This is a genomic window from Herbiconiux daphne, assembly GCF_024979295.1.
GTDB classification, from domain to species: domain Bacteria; phylum Actinomycetota; class Actinomycetes; order Actinomycetales; family Microbacteriaceae; genus Herbiconiux; species Herbiconiux daphnes.
This window is the reverse complement of record NZ_JANLCJ010000013.1, coordinates 1-16,904: the sequence shown is the minus strand read 5'-3', so window position 1 is coordinate 16,904 and position 16,904 is coordinate 1. Positions and strand designations below refer to the sequence as shown.

17 protein-coding genes are annotated in these 16,904 nt (G+C 70.2%); 1 reads left to right on the top strand and 16 read right to left on the bottom strand.

Annotation, left to right across the window (positions count from 1 at the left end; genetic code table 11):
* Positions 1-6 precede the first annotated feature (6 nt).
* Positions 7-957 carry an ROK family protein gene (locus tag N1032_RS21000; protein WP_259542059.1) on the top strand — a complete coding sequence of 317 codons (951 nt, stop codon included), beginning with the start codon at positions 7-9 and terminating at the stop codon, positions 955-957.
* A 111-nt stretch (positions 958-1,068) separates the two neighbouring features.
* On the opposite strand, the gene der is transcribed toward N1032_RS21000, so the two are convergent.
* The 16 genes from der to N1032_RS20920 form a co-directional block, all read right to left on the bottom strand.
* Positions 1,069-2,604: a ribosome biogenesis GTPase Der gene (der, locus tag N1032_RS20995; RefSeq protein ID WP_259542058.1), complete on the bottom strand. Its 1,536-nt coding sequence runs from the start codon at positions 2,602-2,604 to the stop codon at positions 1,069-1,071.
* Positions 2,594-3,331: a (d)CMP kinase gene (gene cmk / locus N1032_RS20990; RefSeq protein WP_259542057.1), complete on the bottom strand. Its 738-nt coding sequence runs from the start codon at positions 3,329-3,331 to the stop codon at positions 2,594-2,596. Before cmk ends, der begins: the two co-directional genes overlap by 11 nt.
* Entirely contained in the window at positions 3,328-4,467 is a 1,140-nt protein-coding gene (locus N1032_RS20985) for a prephenate dehydrogenase (protein ID WP_259542052.1), read from the bottom strand. The genes cmk and N1032_RS20985 overlap by 4 nt, the downstream gene beginning before the upstream one ends.
* Positions 4,468-4,469: 2 nt before the next feature.
* Positions 4,470-5,303 carry a pseudouridine synthase gene (locus N1032_RS20980; RefSeq protein WP_259542051.1) on the bottom strand — a complete coding sequence of 278 codons (834 nt, stop codon included), beginning with the start codon at positions 5,301-5,303 and terminating at the stop codon, positions 4,470-4,472.
* The gene (scpB, locus tag N1032_RS20975) at positions 5,300-5,953 is read right to left on the bottom strand and encodes an SMC-Scp complex subunit ScpB (protein WP_259542050.1); all 654 of its coding nucleotides are present in this window, start codon (positions 5,951-5,953) and stop codon (positions 5,300-5,302) included. Before scpB ends, N1032_RS20980 begins: the two co-directional genes overlap by 4 nt.
* Entirely contained in the window at positions 5,943-6,788 is an 846-nt protein-coding gene (locus tag N1032_RS20970; protein ID WP_259542049.1) for a segregation and condensation protein A, read from the bottom strand. Before N1032_RS20970 ends, scpB begins: the two co-directional genes overlap by 11 nt.
* Positions 6,772-7,629, bottom strand: a complete 858-nt coding sequence (locus N1032_RS20965) for a ParA family protein (protein WP_259542138.1) — start codon at positions 7,627-7,629, stop codon at positions 6,772-6,774. Before N1032_RS20965 ends, N1032_RS20970 begins: the two co-directional genes overlap by 17 nt.
* 120 nt (positions 7,630-7,749) lie before the next feature.
* On the bottom strand, positions 7,750-8,664 hold the full coding sequence (xerD, locus tag N1032_RS20960) for a site-specific tyrosine recombinase XerD (RefSeq protein WP_259542048.1): 915 nt from the start codon (positions 8,662-8,664) through the stop codon (positions 7,750-7,752).
* A gap of 19 nt (positions 8,665-8,683) precedes the next feature.
* Positions 8,684-9,361, bottom strand: coding sequence for an NUDIX domain-containing protein (locus N1032_RS20955; RefSeq protein WP_259542047.1), 678 nt, complete (start codon positions 9,359-9,361; stop codon positions 8,684-8,686).
* Positions 9,354-11,066: a CTP synthase gene (locus N1032_RS20950; RefSeq protein ID WP_310795980.1), complete on the bottom strand. Its 1,713-nt coding sequence runs from the start codon at positions 11,064-11,066 to the stop codon at positions 9,354-9,356. The genes N1032_RS20955 and N1032_RS20950 overlap by 8 nt, the downstream gene beginning before the upstream one ends.
* 58 nt (positions 11,067-11,124) lie before the next feature.
* On the bottom strand, positions 11,125-12,840 hold the full coding sequence (recN, locus tag N1032_RS20945) for a DNA repair protein RecN (RefSeq protein ID WP_259542046.1): 1,716 nt from the start codon (positions 12,838-12,840) through the stop codon (positions 11,125-11,127).
* Positions 12,833-13,747 (bottom strand): NAD kinase, encoded by a 915-nt coding sequence (locus N1032_RS20940; protein ID WP_310795979.1) that lies wholly within the window; start codon positions 13,745-13,747, stop codon positions 12,833-12,835. Before N1032_RS20940 ends, recN begins: the two co-directional genes overlap by 8 nt.
* Before the next feature lie 3 nt (positions 13,748-13,750).
* On the bottom strand, positions 13,751-14,554 hold the full coding sequence (locus tag N1032_RS20935) for a TlyA family RNA methyltransferase (protein ID WP_259542044.1): 804 nt from the start codon (positions 14,552-14,554) through the stop codon (positions 13,751-13,753).
* Complete coding sequence (locus N1032_RS20930) at positions 14,547-14,705, bottom strand: hypothetical protein (protein WP_259542042.1); 159 nt, start codon at positions 14,703-14,705, stop codon at positions 14,547-14,549. Before N1032_RS20930 ends, N1032_RS20935 begins: the two co-directional genes overlap by 8 nt.
* A 31-nt stretch (positions 14,706-14,736) precedes the next feature.
* The gene (locus tag N1032_RS20925) at positions 14,737-15,756 is read right to left on the bottom strand and encodes an HAD-IIA family hydrolase (protein WP_259542040.1); all 1,020 of its coding nucleotides are present in this window, start codon (positions 15,754-15,756) and stop codon (positions 14,737-14,739) included.
* Positions 15,728-16,756, bottom strand: a complete 1,029-nt coding sequence (locus tag N1032_RS20920) for a tetratricopeptide repeat protein (RefSeq protein ID WP_259542038.1) — start codon at positions 16,754-16,756, stop codon at positions 15,728-15,730. The genes N1032_RS20925 and N1032_RS20920 overlap by 29 nt, the downstream gene beginning before the upstream one ends.
* Between the last annotated feature and the right edge of the window lie 148 nt (positions 16,757-16,904).

Sequence of the window (16,904 nt, the reverse complement as noted above, 5' to 3'; positions counted from 1 at the left end):
AGGACGGTGCCGAAGAACCACTCCGAATCGTCGTTCCGCCCTCTCGCACTCGCCGTCGACGTCGGCGGCACGAAGGTCGAGGCGGCGCTGGTCGACGACGAGGCCCGGGTCGTTCCCGGCACCCGTCACCGGGCGGCCACGGGCGCGTCGAACACCGCGGAGGGCATAGCGGATGCCGTGCGCCGGGTGATCGACGAAACCCTCGCCTCGGCGCCGGACGGTGCTCCCCTCGTGGGCGCCGGTGTCGGCAGCGCGGGCCCGATCTCGATCGAGCGCGGCACGGTCTCGCCGCTCAACCTCGCCGCCTGGCGCGACTTCCCGCTGGCCGATCTCGTGCGCGAGCGGTCGGGGGTCGAGACGGTGCTTCGCCTCGACGGCCTGTGCATCCTGCTCGCCGAGCACTGGGCGGGATCGTTGCAGGGCTACCGCACGGCCATGGGCATGGTGGTCTCGACCGGCATCGGCGGCGGACTCCTGGTCGAGGGCCGGCTGGTCGGCGGCCGCACCGGCAACGCCGGTCACGTCGGCCAGATCCAGTTGCACACCCACGAGGCCGAGGGCAAAGACCTCTCCGTCACCCTCGAGGGCATCGCGGCAGGCCCGCGCATCGTCGAATGGGCACAGCAGCAGGGCTGGGCCGGCCAGACCGGCGAGCAGCTCGCCGCGAGCTACCGCGACGGCGACCCGGTCGCGATCGCGGCCGTGCGCCGTTGCGCCCGCGCGATCGGCGAGGGCATCGCCTCGGTCTGCGCACTCGTCGACCTCGAGGCGGTGGCCATCGGCGGCGGTTTCTCGCGCGTCACGCCCGACCTGTTCGACCTCATCCGCGAGACGGTGACGGATGTCGCACCCCTCGACACCATCCCGGGCGTCGCGATCGTGCCCTCCGCGCTCTCCGACGAGGGCCCCCTCATCGGCGCCGCCGGCCTCATCCACCGAGCCGCCCTGCTCCCCTGACCCGCTCCTGTCCTCGTTGAATTGCGCCGAAGTGCCCACTCGAGCGAGCTCGAGGGGCACTTCGGCGCAATTCAACGGGAGGGCGCGAGCACGAGGCGGGCGCGCGGAGTGCTAGGTGCGCTTGCGCTTCTCGCGCACGCGCATGTTCACCACGATCGGCGACCCCTCGAATCCGTAGATCTCGCGCAGGCGACGCTGCACGTAACGTCGGTAGCCGGGGTCGAGGAACCCGGTCGTGAACAGCACGAAAGTCGGCGGGCGTGACGCGGCCTGGGTTCCGAACAGCACGCGCGGCTGCTTCCCGCCGCGCACGGGGTGCGGATGCGCCGCCGTGAGCTCGGCGAGGAACGCGTTGAACTTGCCGGTCGGAATGCGGGTGTCCCACGACTCGAGCGCGAGCTCCAGCGCCGGAACGAGCTTCTCGAGGTGCCGACCGGTGCGGGCCGAGATGTTCACCCGCGGCGCCCAGGTCACGTGCGCGAGATCTTGCTCGATCTCGCGCTCGAGGTAGCGCCGCCGGTCGTCGTCGAGCAGGTCCCACTTGTTGAACGCGAGCACGAGTGCGCGGCCCGACTCGAGCACGAGGTCGATGATGCGCAGGTCTTGCGTCGAGATCGGCTCGGTCACGTCGAGCACGACCACCGCCACCTCGGCCTTCTCGAGCGCAGCCGAGGTGCGCAGCGACGCATAGAAGTCGGCGCCCTGCGAGAGGTGCACGCGCTTGCGGATGCCGGCGGTGTCGACGAAGGTCCACACCTTGCCGCCCAGCTCGATCTGCTCGTCGACCGGGTCACGCGTGGTGCCGGCGAGCTCGTTGACGACCACCCGTTCCTCGCCCGCCGCCTTGTTGAGCAGCGAGCTCTTGCCCACGTTCGGCCGGCCGAGGATGGCGACCCGGCGGGGGCCACCCACCTCCTGCTTGGCCACGTTCGACACCTCGGGCATCTTCTGCATGATGATGTCGAGCAGGTCGGCGACGCCGCGGCCGTGCAGCGCCGAGACCGGGTAGGGCTCGCCGAGCCCGAGCGACCACAGCGCCGACGCCTGCGGCTCCTGCCGGGTGTCGTCGACCTTGTTGGCGGCCAGGAACACCGGGCGGTTGGCTTTGCGCAGCAGCTTCACGACGTGCTCGTCGGTCGCCGTGGCGCCGACGTTCGAGTCCACCACGAACAGCACCACGTCGGCCAGGTCGATCGCGACCTCGGCCTGGGCGGCGACGGCCGCGTTGATGCCCGAGGCATCCGGCTCCCAGCCGCCGGTGTCGACGAGGGTGAACCGGCGCCCGTTCCATTCGGCCTTGTAGGCCACGCGGTCGCGGGTGACGCCGGGCACGTCTTCGACGACCGCTTCGCGGCGGCCCAGGATGCGGTTGACGAGCGCCGACTTGCCGACGTTCGGCCGACCCACGATGGCGAGCACGGGCAGTGCCGGCAGGTAGAAGACCCCGTCGGGGTAGTCGTCGCTGAGCTCGAGCAGGTCGAGGTCTCCGTCGTCGAGCTCGTAGTCGTCGAGCCCGGCACGCAGGGTCGAGGCCCGCTGGTCGGCGAACTCCTCGTCGACGTTCGCGAGCCGCTCGGCGAGGTCGTCGGCCGGGGCGTCGAACTCGTCGGCGTCGCCGGGGGAAGGTGGTGTCTGGCTATCGGCCATGCGAGTTCCTCGCTGTCTGTGAGTGCACGACCTCCACGACCGCGGCGACGGTCTGCGCGAAGTCGAGATCCGTGGAGTCGACGGTGGTGACACCGTCTGCGGCGTTCATGAAGTCGACCACACGGGAGTCCGCCTTGTCACGAGACCGGAGGGCCTCGCCGACGGCGGCCGCCGATTCGCTGGTCAGTTCCTTGGAACGCCTCGCCATTCTAGCCTCTTCCGAGGCGGTGAGCAGGATGCGCACGGGGGCATCCGGTGCCACGACCGTCGTGATGTCACGGCCCTCCACCACGATGCCGTCGAACGGGGTCGACGCCATGATCGCCCGGAACCGGTCGTTGAGCCACGCCCGCACCTCGGGGATGCGCGCCACCAGGCTGACCACACTGGTCACCCGGGGCTCGCGAATGGCCTCGGTCACGTCGGCCGAACCCACCCGCACGTAGTAGTCGTCGGGATCGATGCCGATGCGGAACTCGAACGCGCCCAGCTCGGCGATGACGGATGCCGCGACCGAGGCGTCGATGCCCCGCATCAACAGGTCCCACGACAGAGCCCGATACGACGCTCCGGTGTCGAGGTAGGCGTAACCGAGCGCTTGCGCGACCGCCCGGCTCACACTCGACTTGCCGCTGCCGGCCGGACCGTCGATCGCGACCACCACCGGGCCCGGGGCTCCGCCGGTGATCCGGGCGTCGGTGTCGGTCGTGCTTCCTGCCGCAGTCATCCGGCGATCCTCCATCCACGGGCCGCCAGGGCGACCGTCAGTTTCTCCACGGCTTCGGGCAGCACCGCGATCTCGGCGAGCCCGATCTGGGCGCCCGGCGAGTGCTCGAGCCTCAGGTCTTCGAGGTTGACGCCCTCCTCCCCCATCTCGGTGAGCAGGCGGGCGAGCTCGCCGGGGGCGTCGTCGACCATCACCACGAGCTGGGCGTAGCGCTTGTCCTGACCGTGCTTGCCCGGAATGCGGGCCACGCCGGCGTTGCCGCCGTCGAGGGTGTGCGCGAGCGTGAGCCGCCAGGATGTCGCGGGAGCGGTGCTGGGGCCGGCGGCATCCGTTGCCGCAGCGGTTGCCGCAGCCGGCGCCGCGGCCGCCTCGAGGGCCGCGATCACGTCGTCGAGGTCGTCGCGCACCCCGCGCAGCACCTCCGCGGTCGGCGTGGCGTTGGCGCCGAGGATCTGCACCCAGAGCGCGGGGTCGCTCGCGGCGATGCGGGTCACGTCGCGGAGCCCCCCGCCCGCGAGCGCGACGGCCGCCTCGGGCGCCGACACGAGTCGTCGCGCCATCAGCGTCGAGATCACCTGCGGCGCGTGCGACACCAGGGCCACGCTCGAGTCGTGCTCGTCGGCGGTCATCTCGACGAGCGTGGCGCCGAGGTCGAGGATGAGGTCGTCGACCGCCGAGGCCGTCTGATACGAGATCGCCTCGTGCCCGGCCACCACCCACGGCCGCCCGAGAAAGAGGTCGGCGCGGCCGGCCATCGGGCCGCCCTTCTCGCGGCCGGCGAGCGGATGCGACCCGACGTAGCGGGTGATGTCGCCTCCGGCCGCGATCACGGCGTCGAGGATGGGCTTCTTCACGCTCGCGACATCCGTCACCACGGAGCGGGGGTAGGCCGACAGCTCCCGCACGATCACCGACGCGGTCACGTCGGGCGGCACGCACACCACCACGAGTTGCGGGTCGTCGCCGTCGGTGGCCGAGCGCCCGGCGCCGTAGTCGATGGCGATGCTCACGTTCGTGGGCGACGCATCCGACAGGATGACGTCGACCCCGCGAGCGCGCAGCCCCAGGGCGATGCTCGTGCCCAGCAGACCGACGCCGACGACCCGCACGGGGCCGGTCAATCGAGATTCGACCACGTCTACTCCTCGATGTCCTCGGCACTCTCGTCGCTCGCGGTCGCCGTCGCCTCTCGCGACAGGGTCAGCAGCTGGCCGAGTTCCACCTTAGTCAACTCGCGCATCGTGCCCGACTTGAGGGTGCCGAGGTTGAGCGGCCCGAACGAGCGCCGCACGAGGTCGACCACGGGATGCCCCACCTCCTCGAGCATGCGCCGCACGATGCGGTTGCGCCCCGAATGCAGGGTGACCTCGACGATCGAGTGCTCCCGCTCGACGTCGAGCAGGCGGGTCTTGTCGGCCGCGATGGGGCCGTCTTCGAGATCGACCCCCGCGGTGAGCCGCGCCACGGTCTGCGGCGTCATGCGGCCCTCGACCTTGGCAATGTAGGTCTTCAGCACACCGAACGACGGATGCGCGAGCACGTGCGCGAGGTCGCCGTCGTTGGTGAGAATGAGCAGCCCGCTCGTCTCGGCATCGAGTCGCCCGACGTTGAACAGCCGCTCCTCGAAGGTGTCGGTGTAGCGCCGCAGGTCGGGCCGGCCCCGCTCGTCGGCGAGCGAGCTGTAGATGCCGGTGGGCTTGTTGAGCATGACGTAGCGCTTCGCGGGGTCGAGTTGCACGGCCACACCGTCGACCGCGACGAGGTCGGTCTCGGGGTCGACGCGTCGGCCGAGCTCGATGACGATCTCGCCGTTCACCTCGACCCGGCCGGCCTCGATGAGCTGCTCCGACACGCGACGCGACGCGACGCCCGCGGCGGCCATGACCTTCTGCAGCCGCACACCCTGGGGCAGGGCCGCCTTGCCGGTGTCGCTGTCGCTGTCGTCCCACGGCGGAATCTCGAACGGGGTCATCGTGTCGATCCGATCTCGTCGAAGCCCTCGCTGCCGTCGGCGAGCAGCGGCGAGATCTTCGGCAGTTCTTCGAGGGAGTTGATGCCGAGTTGGGTGAGCAGCATGTCGGTCGTGCCGTAGAGGATGGCGCCCGTCTCGGCCTGGGTCGACACCTCGGTGATCAACCCACGGCTGAGCAGGGTGCGCACGACGGAGTCGACGTTGACCGCCCGGATCGACGCGACCGCTCCGCGGCTGATCGGCTGCTTGTAGGCGATCACCGAGAGGGTCTCGAGCGCCGCCTGCGACAGTCGCGACGGGTTCTGGGTGAGCACGAAGTCGCGCACCAGGCCGTCCCACTCGCCGCGCACGTAGAGGCGCCAGCCACCCGCCACCTCGCGCAGCTCGAACCCGCGGCGCACGGAACCGGGCGCGATGCCGTCGTAGTCCTCGACGAGGCGCTCGATGCCCTGCCGCACCACGGCGACGGGGCGCGACAGCGCGGTGGCCAGCGCCACGAGGCTCTGCGGCTCGTCGGCCACCATGAAGATGGCCTCGAGGGCACGGTCGACGTCGAGCGTCGCCGGAGCGTGCGGGGCGTCATCCGGTCGCTCGCCGCGCTCGACCTGGTCGCGCTCCAGCTCGTCGTCGGTCTGCACGTCAGTTGTCATAGTCCGCTCCCAGATTGGCGAGGTTGTCTTCGTTCCAGGTGTCGGCCGCCCACGCGAGGGTGAGCTCGCCGAGCGGTTCGAGCTGTTCGAACGAGATCGAGGCGTGGCGGTAGAGCTCGAGCACGGCGAGGAACCGGGCGATCACCACGCCCTTCTCGTCGATTCCGGCGATGAGCCCGCGAAAGGTCACGGTGGTGCCGGCCGCGGCCGCCGAGCGCAGCACCGCCACCACGTGCGCGGCCTGCTCACGGATGCTCACGAGCGGCGCGTGCAGGTGCTCGAGCCCCACGACGGGCAGCTCCCGGGGCGTGAGCGCCAGCGCGGCGAGCGCGGCGAAGTCGTCGGCCGAGAGGGTCCACACGAGCTCGGGCGTCTGCCGCCGGAACTTCTCTTCGAGCCGCACGGCCCGAGGGCGCCGGGTCGACTCCTCGTCGAACCGGGCGGCCAGCCAGGCCGACACCTCCTTGAAGGCGCGGTACTGCAGCAGCCGCGCGAACAGCAGGTCGCGCGCCTCGAGCAGCGCCACGTCTTCGGCGTCGACGAGCTCGCCCTGGGGCAGCAGACCCACGATCTTGAGGTCGAGCAGGGTCGCCGCCACCACGAGGAATTCGGATGCCCGGTCGAGCTCCTCGGCCGAGTCGAGGTTCTTGAGGTAGCCGATGAACTCGTCGGTCACCCGGCTCAGCGAGATGTCGGTGATGTCGAGCTCGTGCTTCGAGATCAGGGTGAGCAGCAGGTCGAACGGCCCCTCGAAGTTGCTGAGGGTCAGCGAGAATCCGGGCGCGGCGGGCGCGCCCGACTCCGTGGCGAGAGCCTGCTCAGGCGATCGCGCCACGGGCGACCAGTTCTCTGGCCAGCTGCTTGTAGGCCTTGGCCGACGAGTGCTCGGGCGCGAACTGGGTGATCGGCTTGCCCGACACCGTCGCATCCGGGAACTTCACCGTGCGGCCGATCACGGTCTCGAACACCTTGTCGCCGAAGGTCTCGACGACGCGCTCGAGCACCTCGCGCGAGTGCAGCGTGCGCGGGTCGTACATGGTGGCCAGGATGCCGTCGAGCACGATGGCGGGGTTCAGCCGGTCGCGGATCTTGTCGATCGTCTCGACCAGCAGGGCCACGCCGCGCAGGGCGAAGTACTCGCACTCGAGCGGGATCAGCACGCCGTGGGCGGCGGTGAGGGCGTTCACGGTGAGCAGGCCGAGCGACGGCTGGCAGTCGATGAGGATGACGTCGTACTGGTCGCTCACCTTGCGCAGCACCCGGGCCAGGATCGACTCGCGGGCGACCTCGCTCACGAGGTGCACCTCGGCGGCCGAGAGGTCGATGTTCGCCGGGATCACGTCGAGGCCCTCGACGCTCGTGCGCTGGATGGCCTCGGCGGGGTCTTTGACGGTGCCGAGCAGCAGGTCGTAGATGGTGGGGGCGTCGTGCGTGAGCACGCCGAGACCGGCCGAGAGCGCGCCCTGGGGGTCGAAGTCGATGGCGAGCACCTTGCGCCCGTATTCGGCGAGCGCCGCCCCCACGTTGACGCTCGTCGTGGTCTTGCCGACGCCGCCCTTCTGGTTGCAGAGGGCGATGATGCGGGCGGGCCCGTGCGACTTGAGGGGCGCGGGAACCGGGAAGTCGGTCAGCGGTCTTCCCGTGGGGCCGATCTTCGGCAGGTCGAGACCCGACAGTTCGTCGGCCTGGGTCTTCTTCGCCGTTCTCGCGTTCCTGGTCGGCACCGAAGTCTCTCCTCGTTCCTGCCCGCCATCCCGGCGGACTTGAATGATTCTATCGGGCCAGACCCTCGGGCATCAGCGGGCGCGCGGATGCGCCGTCTGATACATGTCGATCAGGGTGTCGGCGGTGACGTGCGTGTAGAGCTGCGTCGTGGTGACGGAGGAGTGCCCGAGCAGGTCCTGCACCACGCGCACGTCGGCGCCGCCCTGCAGCAGATGGGTCGCGAACGAGTGCCGGAAGGTGTGGGGCGAGATGTGGGTCTCGAGCTCGGCGCGCTTCGCCGCCGACTGGATGACGAGCCACGCCGCCTGCCGGCTGAGTCGCTGGCCCCGGATGCCGAGGAACAGCGCCGGCGTGGCTCTCCCCCGCGCCGAGAACAGCGGCCTCACCCGCACCAGGTAGGCGTCGAGCGCCTCGCGGGCGAACCGGCCCACGGGCACGATCCTCTGCTTGCTGCCCTTGCCCGTCACGCGCACGATGTCGCCGTCCTGCACGTCGTCGACGTTGAGGTCGACCACCTCCGAGATGCGGGCGCCCGTGGCGTAGAGCAGTTCGAGCAGGGCGCGGTCGCGCAGCGCCACGGGATCGTCGCCCGCGGTGGCGGTGAGCAGATGGTCCATCTGCTCGATCGAGATGGCCTTGGGCAGCCGCAGGCCGAGCTTCGGCGGTTTGACCTCCCGCGAGGCATCCGTCGCCACCAGTCCTTCGTCGGTGAGGTAGCGGTGCAGGCTCCGCACCGACGAGAGCAGGCGGGCCACCGACGACGCGCTCAGCTCGGCCTGCCCGTCGGCGGAGCGCGCCGCCTGGGCGAAGGCGCTGATGTCGGCCTCGGTCACCGAGGCGAAGTCGTGCACTCCGGCCTCTCCGAGCCAGGCGGTGTAGCGGTCGAGGTCGCGCCGATAGGCGGCGACGGTGTTGCGCGAGAGGCCACGCTCGACCGTGATGTGGCGCAGGAACGAATCGACCGCCTTCGCCATGGGCTCCGCCATGCCACCCGCTCCGGCCGGCCTAGTGGGTCGCCGAGTCGCGGAACCGCGGATGCGCCGGCCACGCGTCATTTGCCGGGCGCAGTGTCGACCAGCCGCGCTGGCGCGAGACGTGCGCCGCGAACGTGCCGATGACGAGCGACGGGTTCTGCACCCGGCTCGCGAGCACGGCGTCGAGGGCGTCGTCGAGCGCCACCCAGCGCAGTTCCATGTCGGCCTCCTCGCCCACCCGGTCGAAGGCGCTCGCGGTCGCGTGCAGTCCGCGAGCGATGAAGATGCGGATGGCCTCGTTGTTGCCGCCGGGCGTGGTGACGTAGTCGGTGAGCACGTGCCAGTCGTCGGCCTCGAGGTCGACCTCCTCGGCGAGCTCGCGCCGGGCGGCCTCGAGCGGCGACTCCTCCTCGACGTCGAGCAGACCGGCGGGCGGTTCCCACTCGCGTCGCCGCACCGGATGCCGGTACTGCTTGATCAGCAGCATCCGGTCGTCGTCGTCGAGTGCGAAGATCGCGACCGCGCCCGGGTGATCGACGAAGTCGCGGCGCAGCGTCTCGCCGCCGTACTCGAAGGCCTCGCGGCGCACGTCCCAGATGTAGCCGTCGAAGACGACGTCGCTCGACGTCACGGGCACGCGGGCGATCTCGTCGGCGAGCGGCGCCTCGGCGTCGGCGGCACCTGCGGCCGCGGCCTCGGGCTCAGGCATCCGCGTCTTGCACCGCGAACAGGCGCGAGGCCTCTTGGCGCTCGAGCGACGCCCCGACGAGGCCGGCGAACAACGGATGCGGCCGGCTGGGGCGCGACCGCAGCTCCGGATGCGCCTGGGTCGCCACGTAGTACGGGTGCACGTCGCGCGGCAGCTCGACGTACTCCACCAGGTGGCCGTCGGGCGACAGGCCCGAGAACCACAGACCGGCGTCGGAGATCTGGTCGCGGTACTTGTTGTTCACCTCGTAGCGGTGACGGTGACGCTCGGAGGCCGACGACGCGCCGTAGACCTCTTCGACGATCGAGCCGGGGGCGAGCTCGGCTTCGTAGAGGCCGAGGCGCATCGTTCCGCCGAGGTCGCCGCCGGCGATGATGTCGACCTGCTCGGCCATCGTCGCGATCACGGGGAACTCGGTGTCGGGGTCGAACTCGCTCGACGACGCACCGGGCAGCCCCACCACGTTGCGGGCGTATTCGATCACCATGCACTGCAGGCCGAGGCACAGGCCGAGCGCCGGGATGCCGTTCTCGCGGGCGAAGCGCAGGGCGCCGAGCTTTCCCTCGATGCCGCGCACCCCGAACCCGCCGGGGATGCAGATGCCGTCGACGTCGGAGAGCTCACGCGCGGCGCCGTCGGGTGTGTCGCAGTTGTCGGAGGGGATCCACTTGATCTTCACCTTCGCGCGGTGGGCGAACCCGCCGGCGCGCAGCGCCTCGGTCACCGACAGGTAGGCGTCGGGCAGGTCGATGTACTTGCCGACCAGGCCGATCGTCACCTCGTGCTTGGGCTCGTGCACGGCGTCGAGCAGCGGCTGCCAGCCCGACCAGTCGACGGCGTCGGTCTCGAGACCGAGGTGGTCGATGATGTAGGCGTCGAGCCCCTGCTCGTGCAGCATGGTGGGGATGTCGTAGATCGAGGGCACGTCGATCGCGTTCACGACGGCGGCTTCGTCGACGTCGCACATCAGCGCGATCTTGCGCTTGTTGCCCTCGGAGACGGGCCGGTCGCTGCGCAGCACGAGGGCGTCGGGCTGGATGCCGATCGAGCGCAGGGCGGCCACCGAGTGCTGGGTGGGCTTGGTCTTCTGCTCGCCCGAGGCGTTCATGAACGGCACGAGCGAGACGTGCACGAAGAACACGTTCTTGCGCCCCAGCTCGTGGCGCACCTGGCGGGCCGACTCGATGAACGGCTGCGACTCGATGTCGCCTACCGTGCCGCCGATCTCGGTGATGATCACGTCGGGGCGAGAGGCGTCGTGGGCCTGCAGGCGCATACGGCGCTTGATCTCGTCGGTGATGTGCGGAATGACCTGCACGGTGTCGCCGAGGTACTCGCCGCGACGCTCCTTGGCGATCACGGTCGAGTAGATCTGGCCCGTGGTCACGTTCGCGGCCTGGTTCAGATTGATGTCGAGAAAGCGCTCGTAGTGACCGATGTCGAGGTCGGTCTCGGCGCCGTCGTCGGTCACGAAGACCTCGCCGTGCTGGAACGGGTTCATCGTTCCCGGATCGACGTTGAGATAGGGGTCGAGTTTCTGCATCACGACGCGGAGTCCGCGTGCGGTCAGCAGATTGCCGAGGCTTGCAGCGGTGAGGCCTTTGCCGAGAGAGGAGACCACACCCCCGGTGACGAAAATGTGCTTCGTCAGCTTCGAGTCGCCGGTTGAGTGATCTGTACGTTCCGCGTCATGAGCATCGTCCACGGAGTTCCATCCTAACAGTGGTCTGAGCGGGTCGTGTCGCACGGGAGCCTGCGCGCGCTCACGACACCGCGAGCGTGTGGGCCGTCTCGAGCAGCTCGGCGGCGTGCGCCAGCCCCGACTCGCTGTCGGGAAGCCCCGAGAGCAGTCGCGCCATTTCGGCCAGACGCTCGTCGCCGGCGAGCTGCACCACGTTGCTCGCGGTCACCGGCCCGTCGAGGTCTTTCTCGACCCGCAGATGGTTGGTCGCGAATGCCGCCACCTGCGCGAGGTGGGTGACCACGATCACCTGCGAGGTGCGCGCGAGCACCGCCAGGCGGCGGCCGATCTCGATCGCCGACGCGCCGCCGACACCCGCATCGACCTCGTCGAACACGAAGGTGGGCACCGGGTCGGCCGCCGCGAGCACGACCTCGATCGCGAGCATCACGCGTGAGAGCTCACCGCCCGACGCACCCTTGTTGAGCGGCCGCGGCTCGCTGCCCTCGTGCGGTCGCAGCAGGAACTGCACCTGGTCGCGCCCGGTCGGCGAGAGGTCGTCGCGGGGCTGCACCTCCACCACGAAGCGCGCGTTCGGCATCGCGAGCGCGCCGAGCTCGTCGGTGACGGCGGTCGACAGCGTCTCCCCCGCCGCACGGCGCAGCGCGCTCAGTTCGTCGGCGATGCGGCTGAGCTCGGCGAACTCGTCGTCGACGAGCGCCGACAGCTGCTCGATGCGGTCGGAGTCGCTGTCGAGCTCGAGCAGGCGCGGCTCGGCCTCGGCGGCGAACGCGATCACGTCGGAGAGCTCGGGCCCGTACTTGCGGGCCAGCGAGGTGAGCTCGGCGCGGCGCTCCTGCACGCGGTCGAGCTCTCCCACCTCGTCGGTCTCGAGCGTGGCGCCGTAACTCGCGAGCTGGGTCGAGATGTCGGAGACGATGAAGCTGGCGTTGGCGAGCGCCTCGACGATGGGGGTCAGCGCGGCGTCGTAGTGCGCCACGCGCTCGAGACTGCGTCGCGCGGAGTCGATCAGGCCCACCGTGTCGGGCCCGTCGCCTGATTCGCTCGACACGTTCTCACGCGCCTCGGCCGTGGCCAGACGCAGGTCTTCGAGGTTCGTCAGGCGGCCGGCGAGGTCGGCGAGTTCGGCGTCTTCGCCCTCCACCGGGGCCACCGCCGAGATCTCGTCGATCGCGGCCCGCAACTGCTCGGCCTCACGGATGCGCGCCGCCCGTTCGGTGACGAGCGCCTCGATCTCGGAGGTGTGGGCCTGCCACGACTCGTAGAGGTGGCGATAGGCGCCGAGCCGCCCGGCGAGTTCGGCGCCTGCGAAGCTGTCGAGCGCGCCCCGTTGGGCGCTCTGGCTCTTCAGCCGCAACTGGTCGGACTGGCCGTGCACCACGACCAGTGCGCTGCCGAGCTCCGAGAGCACGCTGATCGGCGCCGACCGGCCACCCACGACGGCCCGGCTGCGACCCTCGGCCGAGACCGAGCGTGACAGGATCATCTCACCGTCGCGGCCGGCGCCCTGGTCGTCGAGATCGCCGCCGACTTCGCGCACGCGCTCGGCCACCGGTCCGTCGCGATCCACCAGGATGCGGCCTTCGATCCAGGCCTGAGCGGCTCCCGACCGCACCGACCCGGTGTCGGCGCGTTCACCGAACAGCAGCCCGAGTGCCGACACCACCATCGTCTTGCCGGCACCGGTCTCGCCCGTGACCGCGGTGAATCCGGCGCCGAGCGGCAGCACGGCCTCACCGATCACGCCGAGGTCTTTGATCGACAGTTCTTCAATCACGATCCATCGGCCCCCGCCACCCGTTCACGGGCAGGTTGAACTTGCGCACCAGTCGGTCGGTGAACGGCGCCATGTGCAGCCGGGCGAGCCGCACCGGAATGGGCGAGCGCCGCACCACCACCCGGGCACCCTTCGGCAGGTCGAACATGCGCCGCCCGTCGGCCCAGAGCACCGCGCCGCCGGGCGTGCGGTCGAGCACCTCGACCGCGAGCGCCGAGTCCGGCCCCACCACGAGAGGTCGGGCGAACAGCGCGTGGGGGCTCAGCGGCACCATCAGCAGGGCGTCGAGACTCGGCCACACCACGGGGCCGCCGGCCGAGAACGAATAGGCGGTCGAGCCGGTCGGCGTCGACATCACCACGCCGTCACAGCCGAAGCTCGACAGCGGCCGGCCGTCGACCTCGACCACCACCTCGAGCATCCGCTCCCGGCTCGCCTTCTCGACGGTCGCCTCGTTGAGCGCCCAGGTCTCGTAGACCACCTCGGAGTCGATCTTAACCCGCACCGAGAGCGTCATGCGCTCCTCGACCAGGTAGTCGCGCGCGAGGGCGCGGTTCACCGTCTCGGTGAGGTCTTCGCGCTCACTCTCGGCCAGAAAGCCGACGTGCCCGAGATTGACGCCGAGCAGCGGCACCGTGCTGCCACGGGTCAGTTCAGCCGCCCGCAGGATGGTGCCGTCGCCGCCGAGCACGATCACGAGCTCGAGGTCGATCACCATCACGCCGTCGCCGAGCAGCACGAACTCCCCCAGATCGGCCAGCGCCTCGGGGTTGTCGTTGTCGTCGAGCGGCGCGATCACCGGAACGACGCCCGAGGCCCGCAGCTGTTCGCACACACTCTGGGCAGCCACGACCGAATCGCGACGCCCCGTGTGCAGAACGACCAGCATGTATCGCTCAGCAGCCACGCATCACGCTCCTGTCATCTCGGTGACCCGTTCCAACCATTCTGTCGGATGCGATCCGACATCCCGGCTGAACCAGACCAGGTACTCCAGATTGCCCGATGTGCCGGCGATCGGGGAGGGAATCAGCCCGGCTGTGGACAACCCGCGGTCGAACCCCGCCCAGAGCACGTTGCTCACGGCGTCGGCACGGAGCGCGGGGTTCCGCACGATGCCCTCTTTCACACCCGTGCGCCCCACCTCGAACTGCGGCTTCACTAGCAGCACGAAGTCGGCGTCAGGCCGGGCCACCGACTGCAGCGGCGCGAGCACGAGACCGAGCGAGATGAACGACAGGTCGGCCACCACGAGGTCGACCGGCTGGTTCACGCCCGACACCCCGGCGAGGGTCTCGGGAGACGCGTTGCGCAGATTGAACCCCTCGACGTTGATCACGCGCGGGTCGCGGGCGATGATCGGGTCGAGCTGGTCGTGGCCCACGTCGGCCGCGATCACCCGCTCGGCCCCGCGTTCGAGCAGCACCTGGGTGAACCCGCCGGTCGACGCGCCGGCGTCGAGTGCCAGGGCTCCGTCGATCTTCACGTCGGCGAACGCGTCGAGGGCGGCGATGAGCTTGTTCGCGCCTCGGCTGACGTAACGATCGACGCCGTCGACGGTCACCGACTGTTCGTCGCCCACCGCGAACGACGCCTTCACCACGGGGGTGCCGTCGACCCGCACATAGCCATTCGCGATCAGGCGAGCGGCGTGCGTGCGCGAACGGGCGAGTCCGCGGGCGGCGACCACCGCATCCAGACGAGCACTACCCATCCGACGGCGACGTGTCTCCGCCCTCGAGGCGGGCCTTCAGTTCGTCGTGCACCTGGGCGTAGGCGTTCGCGCGCTGGTCCAGGGGCTGTTCTTCGATCACGCGGAGCCGGGGAACCAGAGCGGCATCGTTGTCGACGTCGTCGGTGTTCACCCGTCCAGCGTACCCCGGGCCACCGACGGCATCAGCTGTACAGCGCCGGATCGACGTCGAGCGCGTGGATCGACAGCCCCGAGTTCCAGATCGCCGCGCTGCCGGCACGCACGAGGTCGGTCGGCGAGTCGCCGGCCTTCACCACCCGCACCACGTGGCCCTTCATGCGAACGACGGATGTGCCGACGCTCGTCTCCGAGCCGTCCTTCGACGTCGTCGTGACCGGGTAGGGCTCGAACAACTGTCGCAGGTCGCGCAAGATGAAGTCGGGTCGCGAGCCTTTCGGAGCCGCGAGCAGCTGCTTCGCCCGATCGATGCCCGTCAGCACGTGGATCGCCGTGATGCCCGCACGCTTGGCGCCCATGGTGTCGGTGTCGAGCCGGTCGCCGATGAACACCGGATGCCGCGCCCCGAACCGCTCCGTCGCCACCTCGAAGATCGGCTTCTCCGGCTTGCCCGCGACCACCGGCAGGCGGCCGACGGCCGTGTGCACCGCCGAGACGAGCGTGCCGTTGCCCGGGGCGATGCCGCCGGCCACCGGAATGGTCCAGTCCGTGTTCGTCGCCACCCAGTGCACGGCGGGGTCGTGCAGCGCGAAGCTCGCCTCGGCGAGCTGCAACCAGCCCACCTCGGGCGCGAAACCCTGCACCACCGCGGCCGGCTTGTCGGCGGCCGCCCGGGTCACCACGAAGCCGGCTCGCTCGACCTCGGTCACGAGTCCGACCCCGCCCACCACGAGAATCAGACTGCCCGGGTCGACCAGCGTCGCCATCACGCGCATGGCGGCCTGCGGCGACGTCACGACATCCGCCGGAGCCACCGTGAGCCCGAAGCCGGTGAGGTGCTCCGCCACCTGGGCATCGGTGCGGGAGGCGTTGTTCGTGATGTAGCCGGTGCGCAGACCCTCGGCTGCCACGCGTGACAGTGCCTCGACCGCGTGCGGAATCGGGTTCGGCCCCTGATACACCACACCGTCGAGGTCGGCGAGCACGGCGTCGACGCCGTCGAGCGGAAGCACGGTCTCAGTCGTCTTCGGACGGAACAGACTCATCGTCGTCTTCCTCGAACACCTCGATGGTGTCGTCGTCACCGTTCAGGGCGAGCTCGGCGCGATCGGCACGGCGACGCCATTCGGCGGCCTCGTCGTGCAGCCCGAGCTCGGTGAGCACCTCCGCATAGGCGTGGAACAGGTCGGGACTGTAGGAGAAGGCCACGTCGGGGTTCAGTTGCGGGATCTCGAGTTCGGTGAGCGCGGCATCCGGCTGGCCGAGGTCGAGTCGGGCACCCGACATCGCGATCGCCACCTCGACCTGTGACGGCACGGAGAGTGTGGAGCGCTCCACCGAACGGCCGGTCTCGAGGGCGCGATCGGGGCGGCCGAGGCCGCGCTCGCTGTCGATCATGAGCGCGAGCTGTTCGTTCGACCCCGAGATGCGGCGGAAGGTGCGCAGCTCGCGCAGTGCGAGGGCGAAGTCTCCGGTGCGGTAGGCCGTGATCGCGAGTGTCTCCCGCACCACGCCGATGCGGCCGGCCCGGCGCGAGGCCGAGATGGCGTGCTGGTGCGCCAGCTCGGGATCGTCGTCGATCAGCCGAGCCGCCATCACGAGGTGACGGGCCACCTCGTCGGCGTTCTCCTTGTTCAGGGTCTTCAGCTCGTTGCGGGCGACCTTGTCGAGATCGCGCGGCACGACCTCCTCGGGAATGAGGGGGTCGTCGTGGCGCGTGCGCACGGCACGCAGTTCACGGGCCCGCAGCTCCTCCTCGGTGAGGGGCGGGCGCTCATAGGCCGACGCGGCCTTGTCGTTGCGCGCGGGCTTGCCGTCTTTGGTCCACAGCCGGCGTTCGTTCGGGCCGCCGCGTGAGGGACGGTCACCGGATGCCGGCCGACTGCCCCTCTCGGGCCGGCCGCCCCGTTCCGGGCGCGCACCGCGGTCGGGGCGCGAACTGTTGTCACGGCGCGGCTCGAAGGGCCGCTTGCCGGAGTCCGACCGCGCAGGACGGGAGGCGTGCGCACGCCGCGGACGTTCTTTGTCGTCTTCGGGTTCGGTCACGGTAGATCCTCCTGCTGGGTCGGTCGCTGTTCAGATATGGGGTGTTAAAGCGAAAGGGCCACCCGGAGGTGGCCCTTTCTGAAGTAAGTCCGGCGGTGTCCTACTCTCCCACAAGGTCCCCCTTGCAGTACCATCGGCGCAGAGAGTC

Coding starts and splice junctions, on each gene's coding strand:
- cmk (WP_259542057.1), bottom strand. CDS start 3,331: ATGACTGCGGCAGGAAGCACGACCGACACCGACGCCCGGATCACCGGC.
- der (WP_259542058.1), bottom strand. CDS start 2,604: ATGGCCGATAGCCAGACACCACCTTCCCCCGGCGACGCCGACGAGTTC.
- scpB (WP_259542050.1), bottom strand. CDS start 5,953: ATGACAACTGACGTGCAGACCGACGACGAGCTGGAGCGCGACCAGGTC.
- N1032_RS20925 (WP_259542040.1), bottom strand. CDS start 15,756: ATGAGTCTGTTCCGTCCGAAGACGACTGAGACCGTGCTTCCGCTCGAC.
- N1032_RS20955 (WP_259542047.1), bottom strand. CDS start 9,361: ATGCCTGAGCCCGAGGCCGCGGCCGCAGGTGCCGCCGACGCCGAGGCG.
- N1032_RS20980 (WP_259542051.1), bottom strand. CDS start 5,303: ATGACCCCGTTCGAGATTCCGCCGTGGGACGACAGCGACAGCGACACC.
- xerD (WP_259542048.1), bottom strand. CDS start 8,664: ATGGCGGAGCCCATGGCGAAGGCGGTCGATTCGTTCCTGCGCCACATC.
- N1032_RS20935 (WP_259542044.1), bottom strand. CDS start 14,554: ATGGGTAGTGCTCGTCTGGATGCGGTGGTCGCCGCCCGCGGACTCGCC.